Source organism: Bacillus sp. ISL-77 (assembly GCF_018613105.1).
In genome coordinates this window covers 135,730-152,367 of sequence record NZ_JAGGQY010000013.1, presented here as the reverse complement: position 1 = coordinate 152,367, position 16,638 = coordinate 135,730, and the positions used below count along the sequence as shown (strand labels likewise).

15 protein-coding genes and 5 pseudogenes are annotated in these 16,638 nt (G+C 35.2%); 19 read left to right on the top strand and 1 reads right to left on the bottom strand.

Translation table 11 applies throughout. The features are described from left to right. The 13 genes and pseudogenes from J7E77_RS05485 to J7E77_RS30465 form a co-directional block, all read left to right on the top strand. A pseudogene (locus J7E77_RS05485) lies at positions 1 to 206 on the top strand (hypothetical protein); the annotation flags it as partial. 230 nt (positions 207 to 436) lie between these two features. Further along, positions 437 to 1,564 carry a glycoside hydrolase family 172 protein gene (locus J7E77_RS05480; RefSeq protein ID WP_214712989.1) on the top strand — a complete coding sequence of 376 codons (1,128 nt, stop codon included), beginning with the start codon at positions 437 to 439 and terminating at the stop codon, positions 1,562 to 1,564. Between the two features lie 31 nt (positions 1,565 to 1,595). After that, positions 1,596 to 2,930, top strand: a complete 1,335-nt coding sequence (locus J7E77_RS05475) for an ABC transporter substrate-binding protein (protein ID WP_214712988.1) — start codon at positions 1,596 to 1,598, stop codon at positions 2,928 to 2,930. Positions 2,931 to 3,032: 102 nt separating this feature from the next. Beyond that, complete coding sequence (locus J7E77_RS05470; RefSeq protein ID WP_251026657.1) at positions 3,033 to 3,923, top strand: carbohydrate ABC transporter permease; 891 nt, start codon at positions 3,033 to 3,035, stop codon at positions 3,921 to 3,923. 23 nt (positions 3,924 to 3,946) lie between these two features. After that, positions 3,947 to 4,834, top strand: coding sequence for a carbohydrate ABC transporter permease (locus tag J7E77_RS05465; protein WP_251026658.1), 888 nt, complete (start codon positions 3,947 to 3,949; stop codon positions 4,832 to 4,834). 47 nt (positions 4,835 to 4,881) lie between these two features. Then, positions 4,882 to 5,103, top strand: a complete 222-nt coding sequence (locus tag J7E77_RS05460) for a PfkB family carbohydrate kinase (protein WP_214712987.1) — start codon at positions 4,882 to 4,884, stop codon at positions 5,101 to 5,103. A gap of 19 nt (positions 5,104 to 5,122) precedes the next feature. Beyond that, positions 5,123 to 5,248 carry a hypothetical protein gene (locus J7E77_RS31665; RefSeq protein WP_214713001.1) on the top strand — a complete coding sequence of 42 codons (126 nt, stop codon included), beginning with the start codon at positions 5,123 to 5,125 and terminating at the stop codon, positions 5,246 to 5,248. 87 nt (positions 5,249 to 5,335) lie between these two features. Next, positions 5,336 to 6,231, top strand: a pseudogene (locus J7E77_RS31925) (glycoside hydrolase family 32 protein); the annotation flags it as partial. Positions 6,232 to 6,234: 3 nt separating this feature from the next. Continuing rightward, positions 6,235 to 6,777: a GH32 C-terminal domain-containing protein gene (locus J7E77_RS31920; RefSeq protein ID WP_483861468.1), complete on the top strand. Its 543-nt coding sequence runs from the start codon at positions 6,235 to 6,237 to the stop codon at positions 6,775 to 6,777. 134 nt (positions 6,778 to 6,911) lie between these two features. Then, positions 6,912 to 8,663, top strand: coding sequence for a sensor histidine kinase (locus J7E77_RS05445; protein ID WP_214712986.1), 1,752 nt, complete (start codon positions 6,912 to 6,914; stop codon positions 8,661 to 8,663). Positions 8,664 to 8,676: 13 nt separating this feature from the next. After that, positions 8,677 to 10,221: a response regulator gene (locus J7E77_RS05440; RefSeq protein WP_214712985.1), complete on the top strand. Its 1,545-nt coding sequence runs from the start codon at positions 8,677 to 8,679 to the stop codon at positions 10,219 to 10,221. A gap of 278 nt (positions 10,222 to 10,499) precedes the next feature. Then, positions 10,500 to 10,724, top strand: coding sequence for a hypothetical protein (locus J7E77_RS05435; RefSeq protein ID WP_214712984.1), 225 nt, complete (start codon positions 10,500 to 10,502; stop codon positions 10,722 to 10,724). Between the two features lie 139 nt (positions 10,725 to 10,863). Further along, positions 10,864 to 11,154, top strand: a pseudogene (locus J7E77_RS30465) (DNA-3-methyladenine glycosylase); the annotation flags it as partial. Between the two features lie 398 nt (positions 11,155 to 11,552). Here J7E77_RS30465 and J7E77_RS05425 read toward each other — a convergent pair. Next, a complete protein-coding gene (locus tag J7E77_RS05425; protein WP_214712983.1) occupies positions 11,553 to 12,251 on the bottom strand; it encodes a hypothetical protein in 699 nt (232 codons plus the stop codon). Between the two features lie 408 nt (positions 12,252 to 12,659). Between J7E77_RS05425 and J7E77_RS31660 the strand changes: the two are divergent. The 6 genes and pseudogenes from J7E77_RS31660 to J7E77_RS05405 form a co-directional block, all read left to right on the top strand. Continuing rightward, positions 12,660 to 12,803 (top strand): annotated as a pseudogene (locus J7E77_RS31660) (threonine synthase); the annotation flags it as partial. Between the two features lie 41 nt (positions 12,804 to 12,844). Beyond that, positions 12,845 to 12,991: a hypothetical protein gene (locus J7E77_RS05420; RefSeq protein WP_214712982.1), complete on the top strand. Its 147-nt coding sequence runs from the start codon at positions 12,845 to 12,847 to the stop codon at positions 12,989 to 12,991. Between the two features lie 102 nt (positions 12,992 to 13,093). After that, a pseudogene (locus J7E77_RS30460) lies at positions 13,094 to 13,237 on the top strand (acyl-CoA dehydrogenase family protein); the annotation flags it as partial. Positions 13,238 to 13,365: 128 nt separating this feature from the next. Further along, positions 13,366 to 14,586 carry a glycosyl hydrolase family 18 protein gene (locus tag J7E77_RS05415; protein WP_308160415.1) on the top strand — a complete coding sequence of 407 codons (1,221 nt, stop codon included), beginning with the start codon at positions 13,366 to 13,368 and terminating at the stop codon, positions 14,584 to 14,586. A gap of 465 nt (positions 14,587 to 15,051) precedes the next feature. Further along, positions 15,052 to 15,486: a hypothetical protein gene (locus J7E77_RS05410; protein WP_214712981.1), complete on the top strand. Its 435-nt coding sequence runs from the start codon at positions 15,052 to 15,054 to the stop codon at positions 15,484 to 15,486. A 101-nt stretch (positions 15,487 to 15,587) separates the two neighbouring features. Next, positions 15,588 to 16,508 (top strand): patatin-like phospholipase family protein, encoded by a 921-nt coding sequence (locus J7E77_RS05405; RefSeq protein ID WP_214712980.1) that lies wholly within the window; start codon positions 15,588 to 15,590, stop codon positions 16,506 to 16,508. Positions 16,509 to 16,638 lie beyond the last annotated feature (130 nt).

Below are 16,638 nucleotides of genomic sequence, written 5' to 3'. Positions count from 1 at the left end.
CGCCGAGGAGGCTCCCCGCTACGCCCGCGGAAAGCGAAGCGCCTGGAGCGCAAATCAACAAACAAATTAACAAAGACATAAAAAAGACTGCCGGCAAACCCAAGTTTTTCGGATTTGTCGACAGTCTGAAACAACTACCTATCTCTAGAAATAAGAGACAGGTAGTTGTTTTTATTTTACTCATCAACAAATCACAGTCTAAATGAATCTAGTATGATAATTTTGGATGATATTGAAAAAGTTCTAAATATATATAACCTTTTCTAAAAAAGTTAGAATTTTAAAAAAATAGAATAAAAATTACAATAAAAAGTGTAAAGAGGATTTATAAAAATTTATGGGGGGCAAAAGAAAATATCGTTTAAGGATGTTAATTTCAAAAATGTAACCGTTATCAAGTTTTTAAAAATGATTAGAAAATTGGAGGGATTAATCAATGAATGTTTGGCAACCAAATAGCCCATTAGGGGGATTACCATTTATTAAGAATGCAAGTTCAAAACGTGAATCAAGCTACGATCGAACAGGGGGAAATAGAGATTTTGTTATAGTGGAACCTGGAGCAACTGCAGTAATGGCTGATATCAAAGGAGCCGGGTGTATAAAACATATTTGGATGACTACCAGATGCTATGCACCTCAATACTTAAGGAAGCTAGTGCTAGAAATGTATTGGGATGGGGAAGAAAATCCAAGTGTGAGAGTTCCTTTCGGCGATTTCTTTGGTATAGGGCATGCTACATGCAAGCACTATGTCTCCCTTCCTTTAAGTATGGTGATGGGGGAGAAAAGAGGACCTAAAGGGCCATTTGCTGCATCAATGAACTGTTATTTTCCGATGCCATTTGCCGATGGTGCTAAAATTCAATTAATCAATGAAAGTGAAGAAAAAATAGAGAATTTGTTTTATTATGTAGATTATGAATCATATGACAGCAAGGAACAAATTCCGGATGATCTTGGAAGATTTCATGCCACCTGGAACCGTGAAAACCCTTGTGAAAAGGTAGTGTTTAACAGTGATATTGAAAACCCGGCACCATGGGACCTTCCAGGTAAAAATACAACGGGTGATGAAAACTATGTCATTCTAGATGCTGAGGGGAAAGGGCATTATGTTGGATGCGTATTAAACATTGATAATTTTGATGCCTCCAATCAAGAGTACACATGGCCAGGCGAAGGTGATGATATGTTCTTCATTGATGGAGAACAATGGCCGCCATCCCTCCATGGTACAGGGACAGAAGACTACTTTAATGCAGCATGGGGTTTCCCTAGTGGAGAATATGCCGGTCCTTATCATGGTGTATCTTTAGGAAGCGATGTACAAGAGCACTTTGGAAAATGGAGCCTATACCGTTTCCATATCGAAGATCCAATCCGTTTTAACAAATCGATTCGCGCAACGATAGAGCATGGCCACGCAAATGATCAAGGAAATGATTATTCTAGTGTTGCTTATTGGTATCAACTGGAGCCTCATAAACCACTTCCGGAGCTTCCTCCAGTAAAAGAACGCCTTCCTAGAAGATGGCCAGAACATGGTTTGTGGGATCGATAATTTAAATCAAAAATTAAGGGGGCTGTAAAGGGTGAAGAAAAAAGGAATTCTAACGATTGTTTCTCTATTTTTAGTATTATCTGTCTTTTTATCGGGATGCTCGGAAGAAAAAACAGGAAGTTCAGAAACAAAAGGTGATAATAAATCCATTACTGTTCTTGTTGAAGGGGGAAGCCCGGCATTTAAGGTAGCAAAAGAAACAGCAGCGGAATTTAAACAGAAAACAGGCTATGAAGTGAAAATTGAATCGGTTCCCTATACCGGAGTTTATGACAAATTAAAAGCTGAGGTAGCTTCACAGGCAGGAGCTTTCGACGTTGCAACCATTGATATTCTTTGGTTTCCTGCTCTTGCTGGTGGACTTTTACCCTTAGATGATCTAATCGTAGATGACGTTAAAAATGATTTATTTCCAGGTCTAGTAGAAGGCGGAAGCTATAATAATGAAGTTTATGGAATGCCTGTATGGACGAATGCAAAAAATTTAATCTATCGGAAAGATCTATTCGAAGATCCAAAGAATAAAGCTGATTTCAAAGCAAAATATGGCTATGATTTACATCCGCCAACAACATGGGATGAATATAGAGATACAGCAAAGTTTTTTACTAGAGATACCGATAATGATAAAAAAGTTGATATGTATGGAACAACGGTATTTGGTGCGAACAATGGGGATGCAGTAGCTAGCTGGCTTGATCATGCTGCTCAAGCAGGTGCGAAACCCTTGGTAGTTGGTGATAATGGCAAAGTTCTTGTAAACACGAAACCGTATGTTGATTCATTACAATTTTTAGTTGACCTTTTAAAGAAGGATCAATCAGTTCCAGCAGGAGCACTTGAAATGGCATCTGCTGAAACTTCTGAGCTATTTTGGAATGGAAAATCTGCAATGATGTTAGCATGGGGTCACTTTTATGTCCCTTCAAATGACCCAAAACAATCAAAGGTGGCAGGAAAAGTAGGAAGTGCCCCAATGATCGGTGGGGGAGCAGGAATAGGTGCAGTACCAGGTCCATGGTATCAGGTTATCCCAAGTTCTTCAAAAAAACAGGAGATCGCCAAAAAGTACTTGAACTTCATTTATGATAAGAATGAACTATTTATGAAATCATTGGGAGTAGCAGCCAGAAAATCTGTTTTTGAAAATTATAGCACGAAAAATGGTTATGAGCATTTGCAACCACTTATGACAACATTAAGCGGACCACAAACTCAAAATCGACCTGCTATTAAGGAATGGCAGCAAATCGAAAGTGAAGCACTCATCCCAGCCGTGCAATATGCACTTTCAGGAGAAAAGACACCACAGGAGGCACTTGATTGGGCAGCGGGAGTAATAAAAGATCTATTGCCGCCACAATAAAATGAATATGTTGATAGAACCTTTTCGTGGGCTCTTTATTCCATGAAGAGGTTCTTATCCAAAAAATATAGTTTAACAGATTAATAGAAAGGAGTGGATTTCATGAGAATGAAAAATGGGGCATTATCGACCATGTTTTTCTTTCCTGCAGGTATCTTTATGTTGGTGTTTCTGGTCTATCCAATATTACTTTTAATCAGAGATAGTTTTTATAAGATAGATTTAATAAATCCTTCATTAAGAGAATTTGTCGGCTTTGCTAACTATACAAACTCGTTGACTTCCTCACGATTTTTAAAAGCACTTTGGAACACAGTGGTTTATATAGGAGTAGCGGTGTGTATCGAGTTTATCTTAGGTCTGATCCTTGCATTGCTCCTAAGTAATGCTTTCAAAGGAAGCCAATTTATTCGGACACTATTGTTAAGCCCGCTAATGTTAGCACCTTTAGTAACGGGGTTGATTTGGAAATTTATGCTTAATGATCAATTCGGCATCATCAACTGGGGGCTTTATAAACTAGGACTCCTCTCTGACCCACATCAAATACTCTGGTTATCCGACTCCCGTTTTGCACTCTATTCTACGATTATTGCAGATATCTGGTTAACAACACCTTTCATTATGCTCGTATTATTAGCAGGTATTAAAGGAATCCCCATTAGTTTATATGAATCTGCTGAAATAGATGGGGCTAATAAATGGCATAAGTTTCGTTACATTACGTTTCCTTCGCTTATTCCGGTAGCAACAGTAGCATTACTAATTCGTATTATTGATGCTGCAAGAACCTTTGATATTGTTTGGGTGCTTACACAAGGGGGACCAGGTTTTTCTTCTGAAGTGCTAAGTACATATATGTATAAGACATTAACTCGTTATGGAGAAGTCGGGCAGTCTAGTGCAATGGCGGTAATCTTTATAATCATTTTATTAATCCTAAGTTCTTTCTTCATTACAAAAATGTGGTCTCCTAGGAAAAGACATGGATAAAGATAAGAGAGGTGAAAGATAGAATGGCCCATATGCCAATAAAAGAAACAATGGTAGGAAAACCGGTTTGGATCACTAATTTTTATTATAAACATAAAATATGGACGATGATTATATTTTTGGTCACATGTTTGCTGGCTTTATTATTCTTAGGTCCGTATATCTATCTATTGTTAACGTCCTTAAAACCATCCGCCGAGGCAGTTACTGCACCACCGAGGTTATGGCCTTCGAAATTTTCGCTAGAAAATTATAAAAACATGCTAAATACCTTACCGATAGGGAAATATTTTTTGAATAGCTTAATTACTGCAGGCGCTAGTACCATTTTAAGTGTATTTTTTGGTGCAATGGCTGCATATGGAATCTCCAGGTTCTCTTCCATTACTGGAAATTACTTTTTGTTATTTACCTTAGTGATAAGAATGGTACCAATGATTAGTATTGCTATACCGATGTATATGATTATAAAAAGTATGGGCTTAATTGATACCCATTTGGCCTTAATATTGGTGTATACCAGCTTGAATGTCCCGTTTGCCATTTGGTTATTAATTGGTTTTTTTGACTCGGTGCCTAAAGAATTTGATGAAGCTGCAAGGGTGGATGGATGCAGCTGGATCGGTTCCTTTATACGAATTATTCTACCGGTTTCACTCCCTGGATTGGCAACGACGGCTATCTTTACCTTTATGTTGGCATGGAATGATTTCTTGTTCTCGTTACTTATGACCAGTACGAAGGCAAAAACGGCTACAGTGGGAATTTCAGAATTTTTAACAGCTTATAATCTTGACCTAGGTCCAATGACAGCCGCTGCCATCTCGTTTAGTTTACCGGTTATGATATTTTCCTTTTTCGTTCAACGCTACATTGTAAGTGGAATGACTTTAGGAGCAGTGAAAGAATAATGATTTTAAGGAATGAAAAAAGGCTGAGGGCGGAGTGAGGTAAATTTATGTTCGATGTAACGAGTATTGGAGAGTTATTAATTGATTTTAATCAGACTAGAATTACTGATAATGAGACTGTATCTTTTGTTAGGAATCCTGGCAGAGCCCCAGCAAAAGTATTGGCTGCCTTAGCGAAATTTAATAGAAGGGTTGCGTTTATCGGAAAGGTTGGAAACGATTCCTTTGGACATTACCTTCAACAGGTGAGTAGATACAACTGGAGCTGATGATGCTTTCTTAGGAGGGATTCTTCACAAAATAATAGAATATAATATTAATCCTTCCCAATTGATGTTATCTAAGGTGGTTGAAATGGCTAAGTTTGCTAATACCGTTGCTGCTATATCTCACAAGAAAAGGTGGTATTCCTAGCATGCCTACACTTGAAGAAGTGGAGGAACTATTGGACCTCGAAGGGAGTAAGTAAAATTGATGAAATCTAAGTTAGTAACTGGCCAGGAAATATACCGTCCACAATATCATTTTACTCCTAAAAAAACTGGATGAATGATCCCAACGGATTGGTTTATTATCAACAAGAATTTCATATGTTCTATCAATACCATCCTTTTGGTACCAAATGGGGGCCCATGCATTGGGGGCACGCAGTAAGTAAAGATTTGGTTCATTGGGAGCATTTAGAGATTGGTTTATCTCCTGACGAAAATGGAATGATTTTTTCAGGAAGTGCTGTTGTAGACTGGAATGATACTTCAGGTTTCTTTAATGGAAAAACCGGATTAGTAGCTATTTTTACCCAACACGATTCTGACCCAAACAGAGAGCAACCTAGACAGCAGCAAAGTCTTGCCTACAGTATCGACAATGGTAGAACCTGGATTAAATATAGTCATAACCCAGTTTTAGTTAATGTGGAAAAAATTGATTTTCGTGATCCAAAGGTTTTCTGGCATGAACAAACAAATAATTGGATTATGGTTTTGGCAACTGGGGATTGCATTGAAATTTATAGCTCTCCTAATTTAAAGGAGTGGAGATTTGAAAGTTCATTTAAAGGACACACAGGAGCAAAGTTTGGTGTTTGGGAATGCCCAGACTTATTTACCCTACCAATTGAGGGTGATCCAAACCAAACCAAATGGGTTCTTCTCGTTAGTCATGGAGATCAACCGACTAGTCGTTATGGTTCGAGAACGCAATATTTTGTGGGAGATTTTGACGGCCATACCTTTACAGAGGACGGATCGGATCACAAAGTAAAATGGCTTGACAGTGGTAAAGATAACTACGCTGGAGTCAGTTGGTCAGACACTGTCGATTCCAGAAGAATTTATATAGGCTGGATGAGCAATTGGAGGTATGCAAATGAAACCCCAACACAAGGGTGGAGAGGAGCCATGACGCTTCCACGCGAACTATTTCTGACATCTAAGAGCTTACTGCTTCAAAAGCCAATAAAGGAGTTGGAAAACCTCCGCGATAAACATATCCAAATCATGAATCAAATGATAGCACCAGATAAAGATTTCCTGTCAAACCTTCAAGGAACGACATGGGAAATCATTGCTGAATTTGAGTTTGAAGAAGTCAAGGAATTTGGATTAAAAGTTTTTAAATCACCTAATAAAGAAACTTTGATAGGTTATAATGTCGATAAAGAGGAGATTTACATTGATAGAAGAAACTCAGGTGAAACCTCTTTTAATAGATTCTTTGCATCTTTAGATAGTGTATCGTTTAAAGCTCCAAACAATCGAATAAAATTCCATGTCTTTGTGGATCATTCTTCAATTGAGGTTTTTTGTAATAATGGAGAAATTGCCATGACCAATCTTATATTTCCAGACTCATTAAGTAAGGATCTTGATTTGTATTCGAGTGGAGGGAACGTAAAACTACTCTCACTGGATGTCTATCAATTGAAGCCCATTTGGTCATAAGGAGTTAAATCATCTTAAAACGAAATAAGAAAAAATTTACTAGATAAGATTGAGAGATGGACCGCGAACGAATCAATTTTTATATCAGCAGAGTAAGCGGTACCTGAATAAAATTCTTAAACTGGAGAAACCAAATGCCAAAACTACTGAGACTCATTGACTCTCCAATCAAGCGTAAAATTATCTTATTAGCTTTGTTTTCAGCTCTAATACCTTTACTTGTTATTGGTCCTTTTACGTTCATTTATTTTAATAAAGTAATAGAAAATAAAGTATCTACAACCATTAATAACTTTTTAAATATAGTCGATTGGAATATAAATTCATTTGTAAGCAATGTAGAAAATTTATCTAATGGTATCTTTCTTTCAAATGAAATTCATGCATATTTAACTTATAAAAAAACAGATCCAAAGTTATACAGATTAGAGACTTCATCCCTAGAAAACCTAAATAATATAACGGTAGTAAACAATCCTTATATTAATGCCATTTATGTTGGTAATGAAAATCACGGCTTTTTGAAAATAAACCGTGGGGAACGGAATATTAAAAATAACATCTATCAAACAATAAAAAAGTCCAATATCTATCCGCATTTGATCAATGGCCAATGGCAAGGTGAATGGTTAAATGGTAGTGATTTAAAACTTGTTAAAGATAGTAACCATTCTTTACTTTATGGTAGAAATATTAGAGACCTTGGAACGAAGGAACAAATGGGGTTAGTACTTATTGATCTTGATCAATCTTATTTCGAGAATATGTTTAAAAATAGTAATCCTCCTGGAGATATTTTGGTGTTAGATGGGGATAAAATTTTGTTCTCGAGTAGTGATCATAGTTTCTCTCCCTCTCAAGTAGCTAAAATAATTCAAGGGCGTGGTAAAAGCGGGACAATTAAAAAAGTGATGAATGGAACGCAATATTTCTTTAATTATCATACTAACAAGAAAACAAATTGGGATGTTGTATGTATTATCCCATATGAAAATATTGTTCGTGAGGTAAATCAACTTCGTTTGATAACCATCTCTTTATTAATGATAGCGCTGATATTGTCCTTGATAATTGCCTTATTTATAACTAGGAGAATTACAAAACATTTAAGTTTGTTGCGAATGGTTACTGAAAAAATGGAAAAAAGAGAAACTGTACTTGGTATTCACTTTAATAATGAGGATGAAATTGGACAAATTGGGAACCGAATTGTTCACCTTTATAACTGGAATAATGATTTAACAAAAAGGTTATATAAATCACAAATTAAGGAAAAAGAAGCAGAGCTACTAGCCCTGCAAAGCCACATTAATCCGCATTTTTTATATAATACTTTGAACACTATTTTTTGGATGGCGGAGAAGTTAAAAGCGAAGCAGATTGCAAAAATTGCGATTAATTTGTCAAAAATCTTTAAACTTACATTAAATGATGGAAATCATATTACCTCTGTTAAGAATGAAATAGAACAAGTTAAAAGTTATCTGGATATCCAAAATATTCGTTTTGACCATAAAATCAACTATGCAATTAATATCGAACCTGAAATCCTAGAAGTAAGAATCATTAAATTGCTTTTACAGCCTATTGTAGAAAACTCAGTCTACCATGGTTTAGAACAGCAGGAAAGTGGAACCATCATCATTGAAGGTTATAAGCAGCAAGACGGTTTAGTTTTTAAAATTAGTGATACTGGAAAAGGATTTGACATGAAAGAGGTAGATATAAACACACAAGGTTATGCTTTGAAAAATATTAATGAACGATTGAAACTTTTTTATGGAAAAGAATATGGATTAAAGATCGAGAGTGAAATAGGAAAGGGAACGACCGTTTATCTTAAGATTGGCCTGAATAATGACGGAATCATCCATGACAACATTTAAGGGGTTTTCTATTATGTATAAACTTTTAATTGTTGATGATGAAAAAATTGTAATTGAAGGCTTGAAATCTGCAACTAACTGGAAGGAACATCACATTGAAATTGTAGGATCGGCCTCTGACGGAGAAGAAGCCTTTAAAGAAATTATTAACAAAAAGCCTGACATTGTTTTAGCAGATATAAGAATTCCAAAAATGAATGGATTGGATTTAATAAAAGAAACAAAGAATCTTAATCTAGAAACTGTTTTTATCATTATTAGTGGATATTCAAAATTTGATTACGCCAAAAGGGCCATTCAACTCGAGGCAATTGACTATCTGGTCAAACCAATTGAGGTGGATGAAATTGTTTGTTCTATTAAAAAAGCCATTTTAAAACTTGAAAAAATAAAAAATGAAAAACAAACAACTGAACGGATTAATGAATATCAAATTGCATTAGAAGAAAAGCGTGTTCTTGATTACATCTTAGGACATAGATTTGTTGACCCTGAAATAGACCAAAAATTAAATCGTTTTTCTTTTTTAACCATCGGATTGAAAGGGTTTACATGGGATGATTCAAAAGAGACTAAAAAACTTCAGGTCCCATTAGGTTGTATGAAAAATCTATTGGAAAACAGGGGAATTGAGAGTTTCATTTATACGATTGATAGTCAAATTGTAATCATGTTTTCCAATTCCTGTTTAGAGATTAGGAATGACTTGGTTCATGATCTTGTGTCATTGATTTTTCATGATATCAAATTCAAACCGATTGTTGGAATCAGCAATGTACATGAAAATATTTCGGAAATAAAGAAAGCATACAGTGAAGCAAAAGAAGCATTGAAAAATGGAATTTTTTCAAACCAGTTAGTAACATATTATAAAGAATTAGAAACTTTCAATCATTCATTTGGAAACAGTATTATCGAAGAAATTAATCAATTTTTTAATGAAAAAAACCCAGATCTTCTTAGCAGAATGAATCTTTTCATGGCCAAAGTTTTTCTCGATTGCAAAAAGAGTAACCTGTCACCGGAAAAATCAAAATATTTATGTTTTAAAATCGTTAATCATTTTTTGGAATACATCGAAAGGGAATATGAAGTAAAAAATATCGGCGGCGAAAGATATTTATTATACGAAGAGTTAAATCTATTACAGTCTTTGGAAGAAATCAGAGATTGGCTTGAACAATTTATTGATCAATCAACTGAATTTTTAAATGAGCACCACGTGTCCTATAATGAAAAATTAATCATCGACTTAAAAAGTTTCATAAATACTAATTATAAGGAACCCATTGTTTTAGATGATTTAGGTAAACTGTTCCATAAAAACCCTGCATACCTGTGCAGTTTGTTTTCTAAGGCTGTTGGTAACACCATCTTTGAATATATTACAAATGTTAGATTAAATAATGCGAAAAAACTACTAAGAACCTCAAATTTAAAAGTTTCCGAAATTTGTAAACAGGTAGGCTACGAAAATCAAAAATACTTTAATCAAGTATTCAAGAAAAATATCGGAACAACCCCAGGTTTATACCGTTCACAACACATACTAAAGTAAATTGTGATGGAGTGTTATTTGAGAGTCCACCTGAATCTATGTGGGAAATTGCGAATAATTCAATAAAGCCTTCGGAGGCGAAAGGAAAATGAATAAACGAAATATGAGACTACGAAACATCTTCACAAAAATGGTAGCAAGACTTATTTTTTAAGTTATAAATTCGTTCATTTTGAATAATACTGTATGAAACCATGAAGCGAAAATAATGTGTGTCCAGAGAGCCTTCAAATTATTATATTTGGAGGTTTTTGGTATGCGTAAAGGCTTGAGGAAACATGAAAGAGTTACAAACAGGTTATAGCAGCGGTTTCACCTTTAAGAATTTTAAAGCCCATGATATGCTCCATACCGTTAGAAGAGCTATTCATTTTTACCATGAAAATGGAATTTGGAATAATTTGGTGCAAAAAGCGATGAGTCAAGATTATAGTTGGCTACAATCCGCTAAGAAATACAACGGAATTTATGAGAATCTACTAGCGGACTCAGCAATTGAGTGAAGGAATCTCTATGGTGAACCGGGGATTGGGAAGTCTTCTTTGGTTGCTAAATATTTGCATAATACAAAATATAATCAACAAAATGATTCGAAAGATTCGTCACCTTTCCGAGTGCGGTACAAAACGGTATTGGTTGAGTCATTACGGTATCGAACTTATGAAAAACATGAGAGGCATTCAAGACCTACCAAGCCTGACAAATGGCCCTGGCAAACTGACAGAATCACTGGGCAGTACAATCGAGGACTATGGCCGCACCCTCACGCTTCCTCCTCTATATATTGCCTAAGGCTTCAGTCCGGAAAGCATATCAGCCGGGAAAAGGATCGGAATTGACAAATCTGGTGAAGCCCGGGACTATCCATGGCGTTTTTGGGTTACGAATAATAAATATGTTTCAAGGCATCAAAAGTCTATTTATGTATTTTAAAGTAAGGCTCTTTTCTAAATTATTGTTGCTTTTTTTGATTCGCTGATTAAGTGGTTGGAATCACTGATAAAATTGCAGATTCGCTGATAAACTTACGAAATTCGCTGATATATTAGATTAATTCACTAAAAAGGTGTGATTTTACACCTTATTATGACCTTTTTGGTGATTAAACTTGGTAAATAACCACATTCTTTACGAAAACAACCTAAAAAGGACTTAACACGTTGGTTAAGTCCCTATAATAAATGGATTCGTTTAGTTTTCCTTAGTAAGTTTGGCTTGCAGCCAATATTTCATTCCTTTCCTAAAGTTTATTCTATCGAAAAGGATTATCCATTTAATCCTTTTGTTTCGATTTTACTAGTATGAAGTTTTTTCAAAAGGGACGATCCTAATCAGCACCTCCTCATGATTAAAATGGTTTGGTTCCGATCACCTGGACCGATAAAATCTAATGCCGCAGGAGAAAAGACTGTAACTTTTCTTTTAACGCCCTCTAAAAGAATTCGGATTGATTTAATAACTACAATATTCTGAAAGACATAGCCTCCTGAGAAAATCTCCTTGTTGGCTCTCCTGCCGAGGACAGCGATAATTTTTTTACTAGCCGTTTTAGTGGTAACAGGATCATTCGATTCTTTAGTAATTCGCAATGATTCTTTCTCTGGTTGAAAAACTTCTTCTTCCATCGATGCAACTGTACCAATCTCACATTTATTTAACACCAAGACGAAGTCATAGCCTGTTTCTGTTTTCTTTTGTACAATTTCTACTTCATCTGTAATAATCGTGACGAAATCTACGTTTTTATTTATGTGTGAGTTTTGAGAGGTTTCCTTTTGTTTCACAACTCGATAAAATGCTTTTGCTCCAATTCTTTCATCTGTGAAGTCAAACGGTTTTATACTTTGTGTGCGGACAAAGTAGAGTTGATGCACCTTTTCTTTGCTGTTTAATTGGACACATAACGCAACATCTTCTTTCACAGCCTTTCCCTCTTCGTTAGAGAGCATAGGGACATTCATTTTCATTCCTGGAAATTGAACGAAGATGTAGCTGTAGTTTTTCTTAGGTTGTAGATCCGAAAGTATCATAAACTCACAACCTCTCTATTTTTGTTACAAGATTATTTTTCTTGTAAGGGTATAATTCAATATCATTCTTCTCATTCCTGTATGTGTATGATGAGTTTTCATCGTCACTTTCTTATGAAATACGATGGTTCCCCCTATTTGTTGAGTAAATATGAGGAAATCTATTATCGAAAAATGTAATTGAGAAAAAAATACCTTTTAAAACGACAATTTATAGACTATTCGCTCAATTCTGTGTGAAATAAAATTTATATAATTTTAATCCACAAAATAATATAAGATTCTCGTGTTTTTAAATGAATGTTGTCTTACAATTAAGATAGTAAAACTTTTAATATACTTGGAGGCTGCCATGACCTTTGTTAGTACACGCGGTAATATGAGTAAAATTGTATTTATTGATACAGTCTTTTCGCAAATGTGGATTTTAAGAACAAATATCATCTGCGTGCGATAAATTCCATTAACTTTGTTCGAATAATGGCGCAAACGGTTTATTATTTTTGTGCATATTTCCAATTGAAAAAAGAGACCGATATAAAGTATATTTCTTTTCTTCTCCATAGATAATATAACTAAAGGAGATGATGAGGATGGAAACAAAGGATGATTTTCTAAACGGAGCTAAAGTTACGAAAGATAATCAAATTTATGGAACCCCTAATAGCAAAAGCAAAAATGGTACCGGTGACTCACCAAATGATAATACCGGAAAGAATAAAAAGGGACTTGATCGTTAAATAGTCAGCCAAGAAATTCTTGGCTGCTTTTTTTTTACCAAAATAGCTCTGGGGATAAACTTAAAAAGATTTTATTGGAGCGCTTCAATATGTCATTAAAAGGAAGCCGCTCATACCTATATGCTCCACCAAGGTGGGGCTGGATATTTACAACATAGCGGCCCATCAAGAAGATTAAGAGAAGTTTATTTTCTTGTCAATTTAACACCAACAGTCAAGCACCTAGAAAAATTTCTTTATGGCTAAAACATTTTATGGAGAATATAAATTGTTGATTTACAGTGGGACACGATACTTAAAAATTTGCCGTGAATAAATTATAACTTTTCTCATCAACTTAAGAAATAAACAAATTAGAGAAGTAGGTGTAATAGGTGTCGCGGAACTTTTATCAGTGCTTCACCCTAATTTCTTTAGGCATGGTTTTTTTATTAATGATGTCATCCTGCAGTCATTCACAAATAAAAAATGGTAGTCCAAATGGTGTTCTAGAAAATACGTACAGTATCGAAAAGCCATCGCCAGAGAAAATGCAGAATTTTCATCCAGGTTATTCAGAAACGGACGAACAGAGAGTTCAGGTACATAATATTAATAAAATTCCTCGTGAAGTTTTAGGCTTTTACACAGAACAGGAAGGCGGTTTTCCAGGTTCTCAACCTACATTTAACTCGCAATTCACCAATATAAGCATCATTGCACCCTTTTGGTACAAGCTTGATGATAAACGTCCAGGCAGTCTGATAGATTCCGTTACAGCTGCTCATAAGAAAAAGGTTATTCTAAGCGCTCATGAAAAACAGGTGAAGGTATATCTAGTTGTTCACAACCTCTTTTATGAAACCACGGAGAAGGGTAAGCAAGTAGCGAGTAATGTACTCGATAACGATAAAAGCCGGAGTGTTTTCATTCGAAATTTACGAAATGAAATAAATCAGTTCAGTTATGACGGTATTAATATAGACATGGAAAATTTGTATTTGACAGACCGAGATTCTTTTAGCCTAATGATTAAAAAATTGTCTGATACACTGCATCGTGATGGAAAAGTAGTGACGGTTTCCGTCCCGGCAAACACAGGTGATTCGCGTGCTAATCCCTGGTCACCGTGGTTTGATTACGCAAAACTTGGTCTATTTGCAGATCGGTTAATGATTATGACCTACGATGAACACAACGCAAACACAACACCCGGGTCAACGGCGGCGGCTGATTGGACAGAAGCAACGATTCGTTATGCTTTGAATAAAGGAGTACCAAAATCAAAAATTTTACTCGGTATCGCTGGTTATGGATGGGACTGGGACAAAACAGCAAATAAAGCATTATATAGCTCCTATGCACTGTTAATGGAGCATAAAACAAAATATAAAGCTGAAATTTTGTGGGACCCTCGTACGAAAACACCTCATTACAATTATGTAGATGAAAAAAACCACATCCACGAGGCTTGGTTTGAGAATAGTGACAGTCTGCGGTCTAAACTAAACCTTGTAGAAAAATATAACTTACAAGGAATCGGGATTTGGCGACTCGGCTTAGAAGACCCTATGTACTGGAAGGCCATACCCGAGACAATAAAAGTAAAAAAATAATGATCTATGAATGAATTTTCCCTACAGAAAGTAAGACATATAAAAAAGCAGATCTAATGGATCTGCTCAGATTGTCGAGAAAGGTTCATTTTCTCGGCAATTTTTCATTTTGTCTGATCCAAAATCCCGATTTTTATTTATTGATTGTCCCTGCTAACTGGCCTGTTGATTTCCGCTCCAGGTGCTTCGCTTTCCGCGAGCGGTAAAATCAACAGACAAGTTGAAAATCCTATATATTAAAATTATTTTAACAAAGGTCCTATATTACTATTAAAATAGTAGCTGAGGTAGAAAGAAATGGTAAATATGGCTTTCGAAGTTTTTTCGTAATCGGGATACTATAAAGATATAATTACAGCATATTAATGTCCATATGAATACTATTTATCAATATAAAGGTAGGATGTAAAAGGAAATAATGATACCACTGGATGAAGTAAGTTCTTAAAAGGGAGTGATAGTAAAATGCTTTATATATGGAATATTGAAAAGATCATAAAAGGTACATTAGATAAGCACAATTTAAATATTGACTATGAATTTAACAATAATCTCACTGTACCTATGAGTTATAACATATCGACAAATACTATAAAATTTAATTATCTACAAGTTAACGGTTATATCAACAAAATTAGAATTAAAGAGATAGATGAAAACTTTGTTAGAATTATTCTTTATCATGTGATTGGGTATTACTTGGATTTTAAAAAAAACAAACATGATCTTAGGATTCTAATGTATGGTGAAGATGAAGAAATAGAGAAGCTTAAATCTGAAATTGAAACGAATGCTTGGGAATACGGGAGAACATTGGTACCGGAACAACTGTTACAGTCATATGATAAAGTACGTGAATTAGATAAAACTTTAATAAAGGGCCAATTAACCAATATGTAATCATCATTGTTACTTATGGGGTTTTGTAAGGGAAACTTCTTTTTCGTCATTAATCAACTATCTTAGCTTTTTAAAATATATTACTCGTGAGGTGGAAAAAATTGAAGGCGGATGCTGTTTTTGAAGGTGGTGGGGCTAGGGGAATTGCTTTTATTGGAGCGATTCAAGCAATGGAAGAGGAAAAAGTAGAATGGCAAAGATTAGCTGGAACATCAGCAGGAGCTGTAATCGCTGCTCTTTTGGCAAGCGGCTACAAAAGCTATGAAATTAGAGATCATTTGAGCAAACTAGATTTTTCAAAGCTACGAGGTAGAACGTACTTGAATCGAATTCCGATTTTTGGTACCTTATTAGAACTAATGATTCATCTTGGAATTTATAAAAACGATTACTTGGAAATCTGGATGGATTCACTTCTTATAGAAAAAGGAATTAAGACATTTGCGGATCTACCAGAGGAAAAATTGAGGATAATCGCTTCTGATGTTACGAATGGCCAAATGCTTGTTTTGCCAGATGATTTGGATCGGTATGGGATGACTCCTGCTGATTTTAAGGTTTCAACCGCAGTTATGATGAGTGCCTCTCTCCCATTTTTCTTCCGTCCGGTTATTTGGAAATCAAAAGACCGTAAAAAGTCCTACATTTTAGATGGTGGTTTACTAAGTAACTTTCCAATATGGATATTTGATACGGAAAACCCTCGGTTTCCAACGTTCGGCTTCCGTTTTGTGAAAGATAAAGTTAACATAGATCCAGTAATACCAACGCCCATCCACCTTTTTAAAAATATATTTAATACGATGATTCAAGCCCATGATCTACGACATTTGAACAAAGAGACGATTGAACGTACCATTCAAATTCCAACTGGTGACATCAACGCTACTGATTTTGAATTGGATACGGATGAAATCGATTTTCTCTATATGTCAGGCTATTCTTCTACAAAAGAATTTTTATCGAAGTGGGATTTTGAACAATATAAGGTTAAAAGAATGCAAAGATTAAAGAATAAGTAGCTGAAAAGGCCATTTCTCGAACTTTATTTAGAAAATAGATTAAAAGTGAATGTAATCAGGTGCACAATAGCAAGAGCACCTAATAGATTCGTACCGATATAGAGTAGAACGTCCATTAGTTTCCTCCTCA

Excerpts from the sequence above, each read along its gene's own strand:
- J7E77_RS05425 (WP_214712983.1), bottom strand. The coding sequence starts at position 12,251 with ATGATACTTTCGGATCTACAACCTAAGAAAAACTACAGCTACATCTTC.
- J7E77_RS05465 (WP_251026658.1), top strand. The coding sequence starts at position 3,947 with ATGGCCCATATGCCAATAAAAGAAACAATGGTAGGAAAACCGGTTTGG.
- J7E77_RS31920 (WP_483861468.1), top strand. The coding sequence starts at position 6,235 with ATGACGCTTCCACGCGAACTATTTCTGACATCTAAGAGCTTACTGCTT.
- J7E77_RS05460 (WP_214712987.1), top strand. The coding sequence starts at position 4,882 with ATGTTCGATGTAACGAGTATTGGAGAGTTATTAATTGATTTTAATCAG.
- J7E77_RS05410 (WP_214712981.1), top strand. The coding sequence starts at position 15,052 with ATGCTTTATATATGGAATATTGAAAAGATCATAAAAGGTACATTAGAT.
- J7E77_RS05445 (WP_214712986.1), top strand. The coding sequence starts at position 6,912 with ATGCCAAAACTACTGAGACTCATTGACTCTCCAATCAAGCGTAAAATT.
- J7E77_RS05480 (WP_214712989.1), top strand. The coding sequence starts at position 437 with ATGAATGTTTGGCAACCAAATAGCCCATTAGGGGGATTACCATTTATT.
- J7E77_RS05470 (WP_251026657.1), top strand. The coding sequence starts at position 3,033 with ATGAGAATGAAAAATGGGGCATTATCGACCATGTTTTTCTTTCCTGCA.
- J7E77_RS05440 (WP_214712985.1), top strand. The coding sequence starts at position 8,677 with ATGTATAAACTTTTAATTGTTGATGATGAAAAAATTGTAATTGAAGGC.
- J7E77_RS05420 (WP_214712982.1), top strand. The coding sequence starts at position 12,845 with ATGGAAACAAAGGATGATTTTCTAAACGGAGCTAAAGTTACGAAAGAT.
- J7E77_RS05435 (WP_214712984.1), top strand. The coding sequence starts at position 10,500 with ATGAAAGAGTTACAAACAGGTTATAGCAGCGGTTTCACCTTTAAGAAT.